Consider the following 18,255-nt stretch of genomic DNA (forward strand, 5'->3'; position numbering starts at 1 on the left):
AAAATTATATGTAATAATGAGAAAAACGTCAAGCTTACACTGTTTCTTCTTTTTTCAACAGTTCATCTACTTCGTCTTCTAATTCAATTAGTTTATCCCAATCATCGTTGTTTAACATCTCAAGCTGTGTTTCTAATAACATACGGAAACGAGTTCGGAATACTTTCGCTTGTTTCTTTAGCTCTTCAATATCAAAAGCAACTTTTCTTGATTTTACTAATGCTTCGTTAATAATACGATCAGCATTCTTTTCAGCTTCACGCACAATTAATTTCGCTTCTTTTTGCGCATTACGTTTTACTTCTTCCGCTGCTTCTTGTGCAACAACGATAGATTTGTTTAACGTATCTTCAATATTAGAGAAATGATCTAACTTCCCTTCTAACTGCGCAACTTTTTCTTCTAAAGCTTTTTTCTCACGAATGACCAATTCATAATCTTTGATAATTTGATCAAGAAACTCATTTACTTGATCTTCATCATAGCCACGGAATCCGCGACCAAATTCTTTGTTATGAATATCTAATGGTGTTAACGGCACAACGCCACCTCCAAGTAGTTATCTAAATTTCCTCTTTCAATTATATCTTTTCTTCGACAAAATAGGAGGATTTCCTTCTAAAAAACCAATCATTTTAGTATACCATACAAAATTCTCCATTTGTCGCGTTTTGTTCTACCTTCTACAGAAAATAATTTACTTCGGCCATATCCTCTAACAGAAAAAACATCTCCTGGATAACATTCATAAGAAGTTTGCTCCACTGTTTTCCAATTGACTTTTACTAAACCATTTTTTATGAAAGGTTGTACTTTCTGTCTAGATAAATGTAACATTTCAGCTAACATAACATCTAAACGAAGTGAAGAAACCGTTCCAGATTTCTCTCCCCACGTTTCATGTATCTGTAGAATTTGTTCTCCTTGCACTGACGCTAAAGAGACTTTTACTTTCCCTATTGATTGTAAGTTCATCTCAATATACGATACAATTTCTTTCGCAACTACAATTTGGGCACGATTTTCTTGCAGCAAAATATCACCACATTTTTCTCTTGTTAAACCAAGAGACATAAATGTACCTAATATTTGCCTATGTTCTAGCGTATAAAACTTGGAAGGATAGTCAATTTCTAATACTTCTACTTGAAATTCTTCTTCATTTAATTCTAGATAGTCTGGATAAATAAGTGCTCTTTTACGCTCTGCATTAGGCGTTGCACCACCAAATTGCACAGCAACATCACCTTGTCCTATTACCATAGAAACAATTTGTTGTTGCCTAGGATCGAGAAAATCCGTTAACTTCACTTGATGGTACTCCGCCGCTCGCTTCCACTCTAGCACTTTATCCACAAAGACCTCCTCATCAGGCCTAAAATGTTCGTAGATGCTCATGTATTTACCTTCTTACTATAAGAAATAGCTTAATAAACTGAACAAACCAGTTTTAGCAAGTTTCAACGCAAAGATCGCAACGATTGGAGAAATATCAATCATTCCAAGCGGCGGAATAAAGCGGCGGAATGGTTCTAAATACGGTTCACAAATACGTGCCAGGAACTCTCCAAAAGATGATTCCTTTGCACCAGGAAACCATGATAGGAGAATGTAAATAATAAGTGCCCACGAGTAAATCTCGATAGCATAACTTAACACTATAAAAACTGTTGTCATGGCGTATTACCACCTCTTTATATTTGTTTCTTCTTCTTCACCGAATAACTCTGAAATCGCACCAACAATATCTACATTTTCAGGTGTACACATAAATGTTTTCGGCCCTATTTTTTGAATGTCCCCGCCTATAGCGTATACAGTACCACTTAAAAAGTCAACGATACGTACCGCTTGATCAGTAGACATTCTCTGCAAATTAATTACAACAGCTCGTCTACCTTTTAAGTGGTCCGCAATCCCTTGTGCTTCCGAATATGTGCGTGGTTCTAATAAAACAACTTTTGAAGATTGTTTTGCTGTTTCAATACTCACAACATTTTGCTTCGGTTGCGCTTTCGGAAACGTAACGTCTTGTTGTTCTGGTGGATCTTGCTGCTTTTTCATGTCTGTTTGCTCCTTTTCATAACCATATTGAGCTGCTTCTTTTTCTTCCGGTGTATCAAAAAAGAAGTATTTTACTTTTGACCAACTCATAATAAGATTCTCCTTCCTTTTACGCTTTTCCTACTAAAATCGTTCCCAAACGAATATATGTAGCCCCTTCTTCAATTGCAATCTTGTAATCGTTGGACATTCCCATTGATAATTCTTTACATGGCGCATGTAATAACTCTAGCTCCTGCACCTCTGTTTGCAGCATACGTAATTCCTTAAAACAGCGTCTGATTTCTTCCTCTTCTTCTGTAAATGGAGCCATCGTCATTAGTCCAACCACTTCAATTTTATCGAATTCTTGCAAACTTTGAATAAAAGAAACAACCTCTTCTATTGCCAATCCTTGCTTCGATTCTTCAGATGAGGTTTTCACTTGAATAAAGCATTTCACTTTCTTATCAGCACGTTTCTGAATTTCTTTCGCCAGTGAAAGACGATCTAACGAATGTAAATAATCAATTTCATTAATGATTTCTTTTACTTTTCTCGTTTGTAATGAGCCAATAAAGTGCCAATTAACTTTCTTACAGAAATGCTCGTATTTCTGTAAGAAACCTTCATTTCTATTTTCACCTAAATCGATAACTCCAGCTTCAATTACTTCGTTTGTTTTTTCAATCCCTACAGTTTTTGTAACTGCAACAAGTTTAATATCTTGCAACGAACGTCCAGCTCGAGCGCAAGATTCTTTAATAGCTTCGTTTACAATTACTAAATTTTCTTGTACTGTCACTTGCTTTCTTCCTCCTTAAAACCTATGAAACTCAACATTCTTCCTGTCTTACCTTGATCACGACGATGAGAGAAAAATAGTTGCTCTTCACAGCTTGTACAAAGAGATGACATTACAATATGCTCTTCTTTTATGCCTGCTTGTACACATAATATACGATTAATTTCTTTTAAATTAATTGCGTACTGCCCGTCAGAAATTTTTTGATGAGGAACAGCACCCCTAACTACTTCCTGTGCTGCTGTTAATACACGATCATCCACAACATAACAACAAGATCCGATCGACGGCCCAATTGCAACATGAATTTCATCACTTGAAATACCTTCTGCATTCCACTTTTGAATCATTTCCTTTGCAATCTCTTGTACAGTGCCTTTCCATCCAGCATGCGCAAGTCCTATCATACCATGTGATGGTGCATAAAAATAGAGCGGAACACAATCCGCGTAACAAGACGTTAACAGAACATCTTCATTACTCGTATAAATGCCATCTGTTTTTGAAATGCCGTCCTCATATGAATAGACACCACTTCCCTTTTCCTGTTGCCCTACTTTTTCAACATGATGAGCATGAACTTGTTCAGAGCAAATCCAATTTTCTAATGGTTTTTGTAACTTATTTGCTAAAATGCGTCTGTTTTCATGAACGTTCTCCACGATATCATTCACATGTAATCCTAAATTCATCGCATGAAAGGAGCCCGTACTTATCCCACCATCTTTTGTCGTAAATCCAGCAGTAATGTTTCCAAGTTCTTTCCACGCTTGTAAATACAGTATACCGTCCACATATTTAAATGGTTCTCTCATAATAAAGCGGCTCCTTTTAATTAAAATAACAGAAAAAAGCATGGTACTTCCTGTCTATTTTACCATACTTTTATTTTTTCATAATCCTAACAGAAAAAAAAGAGGAATTTGTAATATTCTTTATGAAATTGTCGGTGTTTGTATTGATTCTGTTACAGAATTAACAGGATTTACTCTTACAAGTATGACATCTTCCCCAATTTTCACAATTTCCTTCCAAGGAATTACAATCTCAACATCTTTTCCAAAAATACCTAGCATACGTGTCTGTTTGGAAATAATAACAGAACAAATTTTCCCTGTGTTCATATCAATTTCAATATCTCCAATATTCCCAATCCTTTTTCCATCTGAAATATTTATAACATCCTTCATCTGTAACTCTGAAATTCGTATCACCATTTTTATCCTCTCCCTTATATGACAAATTGGAAACTGTTTCTCATATTTACAGGAAGCCACCTACACGAAACACCATGCTAGTTTCATTATATGAACACAAATCCCCTACTATGAGCACAAACCATATTACATATAAAAAGGTCTCACCATAATTGGTGAGACCTTATCCTTGAATCGTTTTATTCATTTGTTTAATGGCTGACTTCTCTAAACGTGATACTTGCGCTTGGGAAATCCCAATTTCTTCTGCAACTTCCATCTGTGTCTTTCCTTGGAAGAAACGTTTTCTAATAATCATTTTCTCTCTATCATTTAAACGCTTCATTCCTTCTTTCAATGCTAATTCTTCAACCCACTGCTCGTCCTTTTGTTTTTCATCACTTAACTGATCCATAACAAAGATAGGATCTCCCCCATCATTATAAATCGGTTCAAATAATGAAACTGGATCTTGAATTGCATCTAAAGCAAATACTATCTCTTCATGAGTTACTTCTAGCACTTTTGCAATATCCATTGCTGTTGGTTCTTTTGAATTTTCTGCAATCAACTTTTCTCTTACTTGCAAAGCTTTATACGCAATATCTCGCAATGAGCGCGATACGCGAATCGGATTATTATCACGCAAATATCTGCGTATTTCCCCAATAATCATCGGCACAGCATACGTTGAAAATTTTACATTTTGGCCTAAATCAAAATTATCAATTGATTTCATAAGTCCGATGCAACCAACTTGAAATAAATCGTCAACATATTCTCCTCTGTTATTAAATCTTTGGATGACGCTCAGTACAAGACGTAAGTTTCCATTCACTAATTTTTCTCTTGCGCTTATCTCTCCACTTTGCATTTCACGAAATAATTTACGCATCTCTTCATTTTTTAATACTGGAAGTTTAGCTGTATCAACACCGCAAATTTCTACTTTGTTTCTCGTCAAAGTGTTCCCTCCTATCGGGAGTTGCTGTACAGTGTAAAGTATTTCCTTTGAAGGGGATTTTATGCATGTGGTTTTTTCACGATTTGTTATTTAAATTATCTTTCCTAATACAACTAAATAGAATAAGACCAGCCTACATAACGGCTGGTCTTATTCTTTACACCATTTTATTAAATTCTTTTCGTAATCTTTTTATAATTCTTTTTTCTAAACGCGAAATGTATGACTGTGAAATCCCAAGCATATCAGCCACATCTTTTTGCGTCTTTTCCTCTCCTCCAGCAAGCCCAAACCGAAGTTCCATAATTTGTTTTTCACGATCATTTAATTGGTGTAATGCTTTCATTAAAAGGTGACGATCTACAGTAGCTTCTAAATCTTTTGTAATAATATCATCATCTGTACCTAACACGTCAGACAATAACAGTTCATTCCCATCCCAATCAATGTTTAGTGGTTCATCAAAAGAAACTTCCGAACGATTTTTGTTATTTCGACGTAAATGCATTAAAATTTCATTTTCTATACAACGCGATGCATATGTTGCTAATTTTATTTTCTTTTCTGGATTAAATGTATTTACCGCTTTAATAAGGCCGATTGTTCCTATACTAATCAAATCTTCAATATTTATCCCTGTATTTTCAAACTTTCTTGCTATATATACAACGAGCCTTAAGTTACGTTCAATAAGTAATGACCTTGCTGCCTGATCTCCTTTTGGCAATTTATTCAAAAGAACTTCCTCTTCTTCTTTTGTTAACGGTGGTGGCAACGCTTCACTTCCACCAATATAATAAATTTCATCGGTCTTAATTCCTAATTTCAGCAATACTTTATACCAAAGGTATACTAAATAAAATTTTAATTTCATCATATTATCCCGCCTCTCATTATTAAGCGATTACCATTTTTTGCGAAATCAACATTTTTGGATGCACAATACATTGATACTCCCCATTAGTAGAAAGCTGTTGTGTATTTAATCCAATTAATACTTTGTTTACAACAATAGAACTACCTTCATGGTCAACTTGCACACTGTCAGGCTTAATTGCCCACAAAAGTTGACTCTCTACTCCTACTGCACGGAAAGGAATTAAGCGTAATTTTGTCGCCCAACCAGAATCATTTTCTGGTATTTGAGGAATTTCTGTTTTGGAATAAATTTGTTCTGTTAACCAAGATGGTAAGCAATGTTCTAATGATGAAACATGCATAATCATAACGGGTGTTTTTGTTAATGGGTCATAAAGTTGGTTCCCACTGTCAATAAGACCTGCCAGTTCTAGTTCTTCTTCTGCTAATTGAATTTTTACTTTCACAATTTGATCATAGTGTATTTTCGTGACCTCTACGCTTTCAATACGCTTTTTAGAAAAATAATAAATTACTGGAAAACCAAAAATAACAAATAACCAACTAATTGGATCACCGTAAGAAATTGACTGAGATTGAACCAATCCATTTACCATTTCATTCGTTTGCAAAAAGAAATGAGTTCCAATTAATCCTCCGCCAACCATAAAGGTTACAAAGTAAAAAGTAAAAACAGTTTGTGCATAATTTCCAAATGTTGTAAACCCAAATGCTGCATACACAATAAGTAACGAGTACAGTAGTTTCATAATTGGATGTGTCATCATAGAAGCAAAAGGAGTAAAGGCAAAAATAACAATAGTTGAACCTATAAATGCCCCTAACACAAGCCTCCATTTTTTGATTTTCTTTTTTAACACGGTAGCTGTTAATAAAAGCAAAAGAAAATCAATGCAGGCGTTTAACAACCAAACAACGTCGGCGTAAACAACCAAACAATTCACCTCTTTTTTCAAGTTGAGACTAGTATAATGCATATCCAATAGGAAAGTGTGTCAATTTGCGGAGGTGTTTTTTTGTTATTTTGTGATTTCTAGACATAATCTGTCGGTAAAAAATAAAAGTACAAATTCATAGAATGATATACTCTTATTTTCACCAACAAAATATACCAAATAAAAAAAAAGACCTGCTTAGCAGGTCTATTCCATTTAAAAAACAAAAAAGGAGCATGAAAGCTCCTTTTTTTATCGTCTACGACGGTTACGTAAAAATGCTGGAATATCGATATCATCTGAATCTGAATGACGCTCATGTACAACTGGCTCTTCACGCTTCATTTCACGTTTTACTTCACGTTGTTTTGAAGGTTGAGCTACTGGTTGTTGCTGTTGTTGCGTGTGGTTCGCATTCGGACGAATAATTGGTTTTGGTGGTTGAGTTGCAATGCTATCATCAAAACCAGTTGCAATTACAGTTACAACGATATCATCTTTTAATCCTTCGTTAATAACAGAACCGAAGATCATATTTACTTCTGGATCTGAAGCTGAAGCTACGATATCTGCCGCTTCTTGTACTTCATATAAGCTTAAGTTAGCGCCACCCGTAATGTTCATGATAACACCTTGAGCTCCATCAATAGATGTTTCTAGTAATGGACTAGAAATCGCTTTTTTCGCAGCTTCTGCAGCACGATTTTCCCCGTTACCAGAACCAATACCCATTAAAGCAGAACCTCTATTAGACATAATTGTCTTTACGTCTGCAAAGTCTAAGTTAATTAAACCTGGCGTTGCAATTAAATCCGAAATACCTTGAACACCTTGACGTAATACGTTATCAGCTTCACGGAATGCTTCTAACATTGGCGTATTTTTATCAACAATCTCTAATAAGCGATCGTTTGGAATTACAATAAGAGTATCTACATTTTCTTTAAATGCTGCAATACCAGATGCTGCTTGCGTCGCACGCTTACGTCCTTCAAAAGTAAATGGACGTGTTACAACACCAACTGTTAAAGCACCTAATTCTTTTGCAACTTGAGCAACAACTGGAGCTGCACCAGTTCCAGTTCCACCGCCCATACCGGCAGTTACGAAGACCATATCCGCACCACGAAGTGCTTCTTGGATCTGTTCTTTACTTTCTTCTGCAGCTTTTTTCCCTACTTCAGGGTTTGCGCCTGCACCAAGTCCACGCGTTAATTTTCCACCAATTTGCATTTTTGTTTCAGCTTTTGATAGATTTAATGCTTGTGCATCAGTGTTCACAGCGATAAAGTCTACACCTTGTACACCGTGTTCAATCATACGGTTTACAGCATTGTTTCCGCCACCGCCGACACCGATAACTTTTATATTCGCTAATTGATCTTGAGTAGTATCAAACTCTAACATGTCGAAATCCCCCTAGAACCTCATTTTTCGTGTCCAATTTTAATCCCATAAATAACGGAATACACGTTTTACTTTTGACATCATGCGGTCATCATTTTGATTATTATTGTTTTGATTACGAGTTTTTTGTTTCGCGGGTTGCTGTTGTACCGGCGTTGGTGCTGGTGCTGGTACTGGTTCAAAATGCTCTTGCTTTTCCTGCACATTTTTCCCACGTAATTTAGCTTTTTGATAAGAATGTTTAATTAATCCAACTCCACTTGTATATTGGGGCTCACGCACACCAATATAATCAGGAGTTGCTACACGAACATTTTCATGTAAAATATCATATGCAAGATCAAGAACACCTGGCATAGAAGCAATTCCGCCAGTTAGTACATAACCAGAAGCCACTTGCTTTACTCCTAACTTACGCACTTCATCTTGAACAAACATTAAAATTTCCTCTACACGAGCCTCTATTATATCCGATAATTCCAACTGAGAATATTGTTCTGTTTGATCACTTCCCATAATAGGAACCGTAAACATCTCTTCTTCAGATGCTGTATCATAAAAAGCATGTCCATATTTCAACTTAATTTGATCTGCATTTTCTGTTGAAGTTTTCAACCCAATCGCAATATCTTTCGTTATATGGTCTCCACCTAATGGTAATACGCTCGTCGCTTGTAACTCTCCATCTTTAAAAATAGATAAAGTTGTAGATCCTCCCCCCATATCAACAAGGGCTACTCCTCTATTTTTTTCATCTGAAGATATAGCAACTGTTGCAGCCGCTAAAGGTTGAAGACAAATATCAACAATTTCAAGACCTGCTTTTTCTACACAACGAAGTAGGTTATGTAGTAAAGTTCTCGAGCCTGTAATAAGTGTACCTTCCATTTCTAATCTTACACCGATCATCCCGCGTGGATCGTTAATCTCGTCAAGACCGTCTACGATGAACTGTCGAGGTACCACATCAATAAACTCACGCTCTGGAGCAATTGACACAACTTGTGCTGCATCTAGAACGCGTAAGACATCTTCATTCCCGATTTCACGATCTTCATTTGAAACAGCGACTACTCCGTGACAAGGAAGTAGCTGTACCTGGTTTGCATTGACACCTACTACAACTTGCTCAATGTGGATTCCCACCATGCGCTCAGCTTGTTCAATTGCTTTTTTAATTGATCGAACAGTCTCGTCTATATCAACTATCGATCCCTTCTTTAAACCATTTGATTTTACATTTCCAACACCAATAATGTTTAAGCTGTCATTAACCATTTCACCAATGATGACTTTAACATTGGATGTACCGATGTCAAGACTAACATATATTTCATTGCTGTTCATTCTTTGGCACCTCCTTCTTTATTTATACCATACAACTCAATATATGGAACAACAATCGCAACTTTACTATTTATAAGAAAAATATTCAACGTCTTTATACGTTTCCCTTTTTTAACCCTATATTTTTCTTATTTTTATTTAGCATTCAATTAAGAATATCGCAGTAAACTATGAATAACTGCTTATCTTGAAATAATTCTATTTCCAGTGTAAAGTTTACCGCCAAGTATAAGTCTACACTAAGATGTACTCATAGAAAAGTGAAACTTGTACCAATACTAGTATGAATCTAAGAATTTTTACATATTTTTCATCAAATGAACCATTCTTCTAAATTCGTATACATATAATAGAACATTCGTTTCGTTTTTTCTGCTACAAGCAACGAAAACTACCATTCTATTCTTTTTTGTCTTCCGCACCTAATTCTTTCGTATATGCACCTACTTCTAAGTCAATTAATACCTTCTTACCTGGCTCAATTGTTTTTAAAATAAGTGGATAGGCTTCCATACGTTTTGCGAAATTTTGAATCGTAGTGCTCACTTCATAACCTTCATTCATATATAAAGTAAGATGATCTTCATTCGCATTCGTTGGTGAATAGCGAATCTCCGAAATAGATTTTAAAATAGCTGGTGTTAATTTTTCTAGTTCAGCGATTAACTCCTTCATTTTCTCTTCTTTAAAAGGTTCGAAAATCGGTGCTGCAACAGGAAGTTTTCCATTAGGTAGTACATCAAGCGTTTTTCCATTTTCTAATAACGGTTGTAGTTTTCCCTCTTTATTTATATAACCAATCGTTAAATATTCTTCGATATGAATATCAATCTTGTTTGGAAAACGTTTTTTTACATTTACTGCTTTAATTTCTTTTCGCTTCGTTAAGTTTTCTTCAGCTTTATGTGCTGTCACTCGGAAATAACTTGTATCATATGTCACGCCTGAATCCTTCATTACTTGCTCATCCGTCATATAGTGATTTCCAAACACACTAATCTTTTTTATATTACTAAGCGGAGACCGAAAATAAATTAAAAAGAGCACTAATAAAAATAAAATTGATATGTATAAAATCAATCGATGATTAACATTTTTTTTGTTTTTTTTCTTTTGATTTTTCAATTTTGGTACACGATCTTGTAGTTTAATCACTTTACTATTATTCATGTACGATCCCCCTATGTAACATAAAGAACGGCATGTTCCTCATGCCGTTCTTATCTTCTTATTATAACATAAATGATAATGAGCGGAACGAATAACCGTTATCTTCCAATGATTTCTACTTCTGTGTGCATATCTACATCAAATTTATCCTTAATTGTATGTTTTATTAATTCAATTAAAGACAATACATCTTGCGCTGAAGCTCCCCCGGTATTAACAATAAAATTGCCATGCATTTCAGAAATTTGAGCTCCACCAATCCTATAACCACGAAGCCCTGCTTTTTCTACTAAATCTCCTGCAAAATGTGGGATTGGATTCCGAAATATACTTCCTGCACACGGATGATTCCATGGTTGCGTTTCACGGCGGTAGTCTTTATTATTTTGCATGCTACGTACAATTTCTTCACGTTTTCCCGCCTGTAATTGAAACTCCGCTTCTAAAACAATACCAGGACGTTTCGTTTGCAATACAGATGACCGATAAGAAAACTCCAGTTCTTTATTCGTTAACCAGGCAATTGTACCGTCTTCAAACAGAATGAGAGCCTTCGATAATACACTCGATATATCCGATTTATGTGCACCTGCATTCATATATACTGCACCACCGACACTTCCTGGAATACCGCTCGCAAACTCCAATCCAGCTAACCCTTGACGACTAAGTAAAGTTGACAATTTAATAAGAGGATATCCACTACCAACTCTTACCTTATGTTTTTCGACCTCTAAGTGATCTAATCCTTCTCCTAAACGAATAACAACACCTTCTATGCCTTGATCAGATACAAGAAGGTTTGAACCGCGACCAATTACAGTCCACTTCGTTTTGTATTGCTTTACTAACTGTAATGTTTTTTCAATACCGGCTACATGCTTTGGCACAATTAAAATGTCCGCTGGTCCACCTATTTTCATAGTTGTATAACGTGCTAACGGCTCGTTAACTAAAACACGACCAACGTCTGCTTCTATAAGCTCATTTACTAATTGTTCCATAGACAATCTCCCCCATATTAAGTCTCCTTATGACAATAATATGCAGGGCGTTCATCTAACGTTATCCCGCTATTTACGGGCAGTACAGCTCTTAAATCAAAATTCGGCGATAACAAAGAAATTAGGCGGAATCAGGATGTCAGTAAACATCCGATTAGTGAAAGATAATAATCAACGAGAGAGAATCACTCCCCACTGATTAGAGCCTCACTTTATTTTTTTACAAGCTTATTCATTACTTCATACAGCTTATTTGCTGCATCTGGAATACCTAGTTGCTTAGCCGCTAGCTTCATATTTTGTAATGTTTGTGCATTCAATAAAATCTCATCAATATCACGAATAAGCGTTTCAGCTGTTAAGTCTTTTTCAAGTAACATTTTTGCCGCTCCTTTATCAACAACTGAACGTGCATTCTTTTCCTGATGATTATTTGTTACATATGGACTCGGTATTAACACACTTGGTTTTCCTAACGCTGTTAATTCTGCAAGTGTTGTTGCCCCAGCCCTTGAAACAACAAGGTCTACACCAGTTAGTACCTCTGGCATATTATGAATGAACGGCTTAATAATAACATTGCTTGGGTTCCCTTTTTGCTTCACGGCTTCCATCACTTTATCATAATGTACTTCACCCGTTACATATAGTATTTCGTAGCTTTTGTTCCCAAACTGTTCAATTGCTTCAACGAAGGCATCGTTAATCGGTCTAGCCCCACGACTTCCACCAAATATAAGTACAGACTTTTTAGGAAGAGAAAGCCCAACTGAACGTTTCCCCTTCATTCCATTTTGATCCATTACCTCTGATGCTCGTGGATTACCTGTCATTACCACTTTTGACTCTGGAAAATGCTCTATAGCTGCTTCAAAACAAACAGCAACTTTATCAACATAACGGCTTAAAAACTTGTTCGTTACACCTGGTACACTATTTTGTTCATGTACAATAGTTGGAATACCTAATTTGGCTGCAGCGTATACAACTGGTCCACATACATATCCACCCGTTCCAATTACAATATCCGGATTAAAACGACGAATATATCGTTTACTATCCTGTACACCTTTTAGAAAACGCATTACTGTTTTCACATTATCTAATGATATTTTTCGTTTAAATCCACTTATAACAATAGATTGAAATGGTATACCTGCTTTTGGAACGATTGTACTCTCTAGTCCATTTTCCGTACCAATATATAAAAATCTTGCTTCTGGATTTAACTTTTTTATTTCTCTAATTAAAGCAAGAGCTGGATAAATATGACCACCAGTACCCCCACCACTCACTAATACACGCACTACTAACTCCTCCGCTTCTCTTTTCTTATTTCCATTATATTTATTTCTATATACATATTGCATTTTTACACACATACGAAAAACCCTGTCTTATAAACAGGGTTTAGTAGCGAGAATGGCGACTTATATTTAATAATACACCTACTGCCATTAACATTAATGTCAAACTTGATCCACCATAACTTAAAAACGGCAAGGTAATACCCGTAACAGGCATCAGTCCTGTTACAACACCAACATTAATCATTACTTGAATCGCAATCATCGCCACAATACCTACTGCTAAAAACGTACCATATAAATCTGGCGCTCCTAATGCGATACGAATCCCGCGCCATAATAATAGACTAAATAATAATAACACAAATGAACCACCAATAAAACCTAATTCCTCGGATAAGATCGCAAATATAAAGTCAGTTTGCGGTTCAGGTAAATAAAGAAATTTTTGTCTACTTTGTCCAAGTCCAAGCCCAAATAATCCACCAGGTCCAATTGCAAGTAATGATTGGATAATTTGAAATCCACTTCCGAGCGGATCTGACCACGGATCTAAATATGATGTAATGCGTTTCATTCGATACGGTGCTGATGCAATTAACCCTACAAATCCTGCTACACCAATCAAACCAAACATTGCAAAGTGAAAGACCCTCGCTCCCGAAATGAATATCATAATGATACATGTCCCAACCATTACCGTTCCTGTCCCAAGGTCTGGCTGTAACATAATCATCCCAAAAGCAAGAAAAACAAAACTAAGAGCCGGTAATAAACCACGTTTAAAAGATGTAATCAATTTTTGACGTTCTGCTAAAAACTTTGCCAAGAAAATAATCATCGCAAACTTCATAAATTCTGACGGTTGAATCGAAAATGCTCCGATTCCAATCCAACTTCGTGCTCCTCCTCGAACAAGACCTACTCCAGGAATAAGAACGAGAATAAGAAGAATGAAGCAAACTAGCAAAATCACTTTTGAATACGTACGCCACACCCAATAATCAATTTTCATAATAAAAAACATAGCTACTACACCAAGACCCGCAAACAGTAATTGTCTTTTTGCAAAAAAGAATGAGTCCCCCATTTTATAAGAGGCCCAAACTGCACTCGCACTATAAACCATAATCATTCCGATTGTCAACAATGAAAGTGTTACGATGATGAGAATAAAATCAGGCGTTTTCTTCATTACCCACAAACACCACCTCTTTAGGCAGAACCTTTTGCCCTATGTAACAAAACATCAGTAGGTGTTAGCCTACTGATGTTTTGATTTACTTTATATAAGTTTATGCACAGCTTGTATAAAAATGTCTCCTCTTTCTTCAAATGTTTTAAATTGATCCCAGCTTGCACACGCTGGAGAAAGAAGAACGACATCGCCATCTTTAGAATGAGCATAAGCCTTCACCACTGCTTCATCTAAAGTATCGACACTTTCAATTATATCTAATCCCGCTTTTTCTGCCGCTCTTACTAGTTTGGGAGCTGTTTGTCCAAATGTTACAATCGCTTTTACATTTTTGAAATACGGAATTAAATCATCGAATTCATTTCCGCGATCAAGCCCACCTGCTAGTAACACAATCGGTTGTGTAAACGCAGATAGTGCTTTCTCAGTCGCTAACATATTCGTTGCTTTTGAATCGTTATAAAACTTACGGTTGTTAATCGTTGTTACATATTCTAAACGATGTTTTACACCCGTAAAACGTTTTAACACGACCGTAATTGCTTCATTAGAAGTACCTAATAATTTCGCAATACTCATCGCAGCTAAAATATTTTCTAGATTATGTTGACCAGGTAAAACGATATCGCTTACTTCAACAACTTTTTCACCTTTGAAATAAAGAGCGTTATCTTTTATACACGCGCCATCTTCAATTTCTTTCGTTGTCGAAAACAGGATTTTTTGACCTTTAGAATACGCAGACAAAGCCATCACATCTGCATCATCCGCATTTATTACACTATAATCATTTTCTGTTTGGTTTTTAAAAATATTTGCTTTCGCTAAACCATATTCTTTCTTCGTCCCATGATAATCTAAGTGGGCCTCAAATAAATTTAAAAACGCAGCAATTTTAGGTTGGAACAATTCTACTCCCATCAATTGAAACGATGAAAGTTCTGTAACTACAACTTCATTTTCTTTTGCATCCTGTGCTACTTCACACGCTACAGTTCCAATGTTCCCTGCAATTACAGGATGCTTTTGTCCTTCTTTTAGCATTTCAAATGTCAGCATTGTCGTCGTCGTTTTACCGTTAGACCCCGTAATCCCAACAAATGGTGCTTCTGAAATACGATATGCTAATTCAACTTCCGTAACAATCGGAATTTGCTTTTCTTTCGCAGCAACTAATATTGGATTAGAATACGGGATTCCTGGATTTTTTACTACAAGAGAAATATTTCTCTCTAATAATTCTAAAGGATGACCACCGCATACAACGTCCATTCCTTTTGCCTGTAATTCTGCAGCAAGTACATTCTCTGCTAAAGGCTTTCCGTCATTTACAATAACATTTGCCCCTAACTTTTGTAACAATGTAGCTGCTGCATAACCACTTTTTGCAATGCCTAATACAAGAATATTCTTATTTTGAAATTCAGTTACAGTTTTCAATTACATCCACACCCCGATATAAATTCCTAACACAGCTAATAAAAATCCTGCAGACCAAAACGTCACAACAACACGCCACTCTGACCAACCACATAATTCATAATGATGGTGTAATGGACTCATTTTAAAGACACGTTTTCCTGTTGTTTTAAATGAAATGACCTGAATGATAACCGATAAAGTTTCCATTACGAATACTCCGCCGATAATTACAAGTAGCAATTCTTGTTTTAATAAAATCGCTACAGCTGCAATGGCTCCACCTAAAGCTAATGAACCTGTATCTCCCATAAACACTTTTGCTGGATTCGCATTGAATACTAAAAATCCAAGTACAGCTCCTACAACTGCCATACAGAATATCGCCACTCCAAATTGCTCTTGTGCCACAGCAATAATACTAAATGCTCCAAATGCAATAGCAGCTGTTCCTGATAATAAACCATCTAAACCGTCAGTTAAGTTAACTGCATTTGATCCACCAATAAGCATAAATAGTACAAGTACGAAATACGCCCAACCTAATTCAAACTTAACATCCGTTCCCGGAATCATGATGTATGTGTGGAACGCTTGCCCTTTTCCAATTAAAAAGAATGCAATAGCAATAACAAGCTGACCTACTAATTTTTGTTTTGATGTTAAACCAAGATTTCTCTTCTTAACTACCTTTATGTAGTCATCTAAAAATCCAATCAAGCCGTAACCAAACGTCACTAATAGTAATAACGAAACCTCTGCACCTAAATAATTAAACTTAATCGCCATAATAAGTGAAGTTACCATCATAGATACGTATATGACGATACCACCCATTGTCGGTGTCCCTGATTTTTTTTGATGTGACTTTGGTCCCTCATCACGAATACTCTGTCCGAACTTTAATTTTCTTAAAAATGGAATAAACAATGGCGAAAGGGCAACAGAAATTAAGAATGCTACCCCAGCCGTTACTAATAAACCTTGCTCAAGCACATGTAGTCCTCCTCTCACGTTGTTACTCTTCGTTGCTTAAACGCCCTTTAATTGCTTCTTTAGCAACTTCACGATCATCAAAATGATGAACTTCTTTACCAATAATTTGATACGTTTCATGACCCTTACCAGCAATAATAATGATATCATCTGCTTTCGCTTTAGTGATTGCATGGTGTATCGCTTCTTTTCTATCAATAATCACTTCATAATTTTTCCCACTTGCACCATGTACCATATCATCTAAAATAGCCGCTGGATCTTCACTTCTTGGATTATCTGATGTGTAAATTGCATGAGTTGCATATTTTGTTGCAACACTTGCCATTATCGGTCTCTTCGTTCGGTCCCTATCGCCGCCACAACCAACGATACAATACACATCACCTTTTGCAAATTGTTTTGCAGTTTTTAATACATTTTCTAAACTATCCGGCGTATGTGCGTAATCAACAATAACTGTATAATTTTGTCCTCCATCAACAACTTCAAAACGCCCTGGAACCCCAGCTAGTTCTTTTATAACAGCAATGATTGTTTCTAATTTCACACCCGAAACAAGTCCTGCTGCTGTTGCTGCAAGTACGTTATATACATTAAATTTACCTATTAATTTCATCGTAACATTTACACTTTCATATGGTGTGACAAGCGTAAATGTAGTCCCGCCACTCGTCATAACGATATTTTTTGCCATAATGTCACTTGTTGTATCAATACCATATGTTACAACTGTTGCTGCAGTACTTCTCATATACTCTTCTGTTACATTATCATCGCTATTCAGCACAGCGTACTTTTCACGATTATGATTATAACTATTGCCAAGCTGTGCAAATAGTAACCCTTTTGCATGTTTATATTCTTCCATCGTTTTATGATAGTCTAAATGATCTTGTGTTAAATTCGTAAACACCGCTACATCGTAATCACATCCGTGTACACGACCAAGATCTAACGCATGTGACGAAACTTCCATTACCGTGCTGTCCACACCTTGTTCAACCATTTTTGAAAACGTCTGTTGAAGTGTTAGTGCATCTGGTGTTGTATTTTTCACCTCAAATGTTTCATCACCGATTTTCATATTAATCGTTCCAATTAGCCCTGTTTTATGACCATGTGCTCGCATAATCTCATCCATAATATGCGATGTTGTTGTCTTTCCATTTGTACCTGTAATTCCGATTAAATGTAACTTGTGTGTCGGTTGACCATAAAAATAATCAGCTAAAACCGCTAACGAACGAAAAGTATTTTTCACAAGTACAACTGGAACGTCAACATCAATTGGTCTTTCCGCAACAATAGCAGCCGCTCCTTGTGCCGCTGCTTGCTTAGCAAAATCATGGCTATCAACCGTATATCCTTTCATACATACAAATAAGCTTCCCTCTTTCACTTTACGTGAATCAGCTTCTATAGATGTGATTTCTGGATTTTCTTTTGGAACAACTGGAAAATCATGCAAACATGATACAAGTGTATGCAACTTCATTTCACTAAACCCTCTCTACATTGTTTATTTATCTTTTTTCAGTAAGCAACACATTACCTCCTATATAAGGAGGTAAGTGCTACTGAC

Annotated in this window: 19 protein-coding genes; all 19 read right to left on the reverse strand. The window is 36.1% G+C overall.

The genetic code is table 11. From position 1 onward, the window contains the following. Positions 1-34 precede the first annotated feature (34 nt). Positions 35-541: a septum site-determining protein DivIVA gene (divIVA, locus tag QO049_RS11275; RefSeq protein WP_001131611.1), complete on the reverse strand. Its 507-nt coding sequence runs from the start codon at positions 539-541 to the stop codon at positions 35-37. An 89-nt stretch (positions 542-630) separates the two neighbouring features. Continuing rightward, positions 631-1,398 (reverse strand): YlmH family RNA-binding protein, encoded by a 768-nt coding sequence (locus QO049_RS11280; protein ID WP_002098127.1) that lies wholly within the window; start codon positions 1,396-1,398, stop codon positions 631-633. Positions 1,399-1,413: 15 nt separating this feature from the next. Next, the gene (locus QO049_RS11285; RefSeq protein ID WP_000214233.1) at positions 1,414-1,677 is read right to left on the reverse strand and encodes a YggT family protein; all 264 of its coding nucleotides are present in this window, start codon (positions 1,675-1,677) and stop codon (positions 1,414-1,416) included. Positions 1,678-1,683: 6 nt separating this feature from the next. Continuing rightward, positions 1,684-2,154 (reverse strand): cell division protein SepF, encoded by a 471-nt coding sequence (locus QO049_RS11290; RefSeq protein ID WP_000119129.1) that lies wholly within the window; start codon positions 2,152-2,154, stop codon positions 1,684-1,686. Positions 2,155-2,173: 19 nt separating this feature from the next. Beyond that, complete coding sequence (locus QO049_RS11295) at positions 2,174-2,848, reverse strand: YggS family pyridoxal phosphate-dependent enzyme (RefSeq protein WP_000218006.1); 675 nt, start codon at positions 2,846-2,848, stop codon at positions 2,174-2,176. Then, positions 2,845-3,663, reverse strand: a complete 819-nt coding sequence (gene pgeF, locus QO049_RS11300) for a peptidoglycan editing factor PgeF (RefSeq protein WP_001209006.1) — start codon at positions 3,661-3,663, stop codon at positions 2,845-2,847. The genes QO049_RS11295 and pgeF overlap by 4 nt, the downstream gene beginning before the upstream one ends. Positions 3,664-3,783: 120 nt before the next feature. Continuing rightward, positions 3,784-4,065 carry a YlmC/YmxH family sporulation protein gene (locus QO049_RS11305; protein ID WP_000236745.1) on the reverse strand — a complete coding sequence of 94 codons (282 nt, stop codon included), beginning with the start codon at positions 4,063-4,065 and terminating at the stop codon, positions 3,784-3,786. Positions 4,066-4,228: 163 nt separating this feature from the next. Beyond that, positions 4,229-5,008 carry an RNA polymerase sporulation sigma factor SigG gene (sigG, locus tag QO049_RS11310; protein WP_000197755.1) on the reverse strand — a complete coding sequence of 260 codons (780 nt, stop codon included), beginning with the start codon at positions 5,006-5,008 and terminating at the stop codon, positions 4,229-4,231. Between the two features lie 157 nt (positions 5,009-5,165). Beyond that, on the reverse strand, positions 5,166-5,885 hold the full coding sequence (gene sigE / locus QO049_RS11315) for an RNA polymerase sporulation sigma factor SigE (RefSeq protein ID WP_000976948.1): 720 nt from the start codon (positions 5,883-5,885) through the stop codon (positions 5,166-5,168). 19 nt (positions 5,886-5,904) lie between these two features. After that, positions 5,905-6,822, reverse strand: coding sequence for a sigma-E processing peptidase SpoIIGA (gene spoIIGA, locus QO049_RS11320; protein ID WP_246961041.1), 918 nt, complete (start codon positions 6,820-6,822; stop codon positions 5,905-5,907). Between the two features lie 252 nt (positions 6,823-7,074). Beyond that, positions 7,075-8,229 (reverse strand): cell division protein FtsZ, encoded by a 1,155-nt coding sequence (ftsZ, locus tag QO049_RS11325; RefSeq protein ID WP_000888984.1) that lies wholly within the window; start codon positions 8,227-8,229, stop codon positions 7,075-7,077. A 39-nt stretch (positions 8,230-8,268) separates the two neighbouring features. Then, on the reverse strand, positions 8,269-9,576 hold the full coding sequence (ftsA, locus tag QO049_RS11330) for a cell division protein FtsA (protein WP_001087557.1): 1,308 nt from the start codon (positions 9,574-9,576) through the stop codon (positions 8,269-8,271). 399 nt (positions 9,577-9,975) lie between these two features. Further along, a complete protein-coding gene (gene divIB / locus QO049_RS11335; protein ID WP_001065788.1) occupies positions 9,976-10,746 on the reverse strand; it encodes a cell division protein DivIB in 771 nt (256 codons plus the stop codon). A 98-nt stretch (positions 10,747-10,844) separates the two neighbouring features. Next, positions 10,845-11,750, reverse strand: a complete 906-nt coding sequence (murB, locus tag QO049_RS11340; RefSeq protein WP_000437021.1) for a UDP-N-acetylmuramate dehydrogenase — start codon at positions 11,748-11,750, stop codon at positions 10,845-10,847. 212 nt (positions 11,751-11,962) lie between these two features. Continuing rightward, positions 11,963-13,057 (reverse strand): undecaprenyldiphospho-muramoylpentapeptide beta-N-acetylglucosaminyltransferase, encoded by a 1,095-nt coding sequence (gene murG, locus QO049_RS11345; protein ID WP_021728036.1) that lies wholly within the window; start codon positions 13,055-13,057, stop codon positions 11,963-11,965. A 103-nt stretch (positions 13,058-13,160) separates the two neighbouring features. Further along, a complete protein-coding gene (spoVE, locus tag QO049_RS11350) occupies positions 13,161-14,252 on the reverse strand; it encodes a stage V sporulation protein E (protein ID WP_000753520.1) in 1,092 nt (363 codons plus the stop codon). A gap of 90 nt (positions 14,253-14,342) precedes the next feature. Next, positions 14,343-15,695: a UDP-N-acetylmuramoyl-L-alanine--D-glutamate ligase gene (gene murD / locus QO049_RS11355; protein WP_000860116.1), complete on the reverse strand. Its 1,353-nt coding sequence runs from the start codon at positions 15,693-15,695 to the stop codon at positions 14,343-14,345. Continuing rightward, positions 15,696-16,670, reverse strand: a complete 975-nt coding sequence (gene mraY, locus QO049_RS11360) for a phospho-N-acetylmuramoyl-pentapeptide-transferase (RefSeq protein WP_000893060.1) — start codon at positions 16,668-16,670, stop codon at positions 15,696-15,698. It lies immediately after the preceding gene. 22 nt (positions 16,671-16,692) lie between these two features. Then, positions 16,693-18,168 (reverse strand): UDP-N-acetylmuramoyl-L-alanyl-D-glutamate--2,6-diaminopimelate ligase, encoded by a 1,476-nt coding sequence (gene murE, locus QO049_RS11365; RefSeq protein ID WP_000766316.1) that lies wholly within the window; start codon positions 18,166-18,168, stop codon positions 16,693-16,695. Positions 18,169-18,255 lie beyond the last annotated feature (87 nt).

Origin of the sequence: Bacillus sp. RB3, from assembly GCF_030164735.1 — a bacterium.
GTDB lineage: Bacteria > Bacillota > Bacilli > Bacillales > Bacillaceae_G > Bacillus_A > Bacillus_A cereus.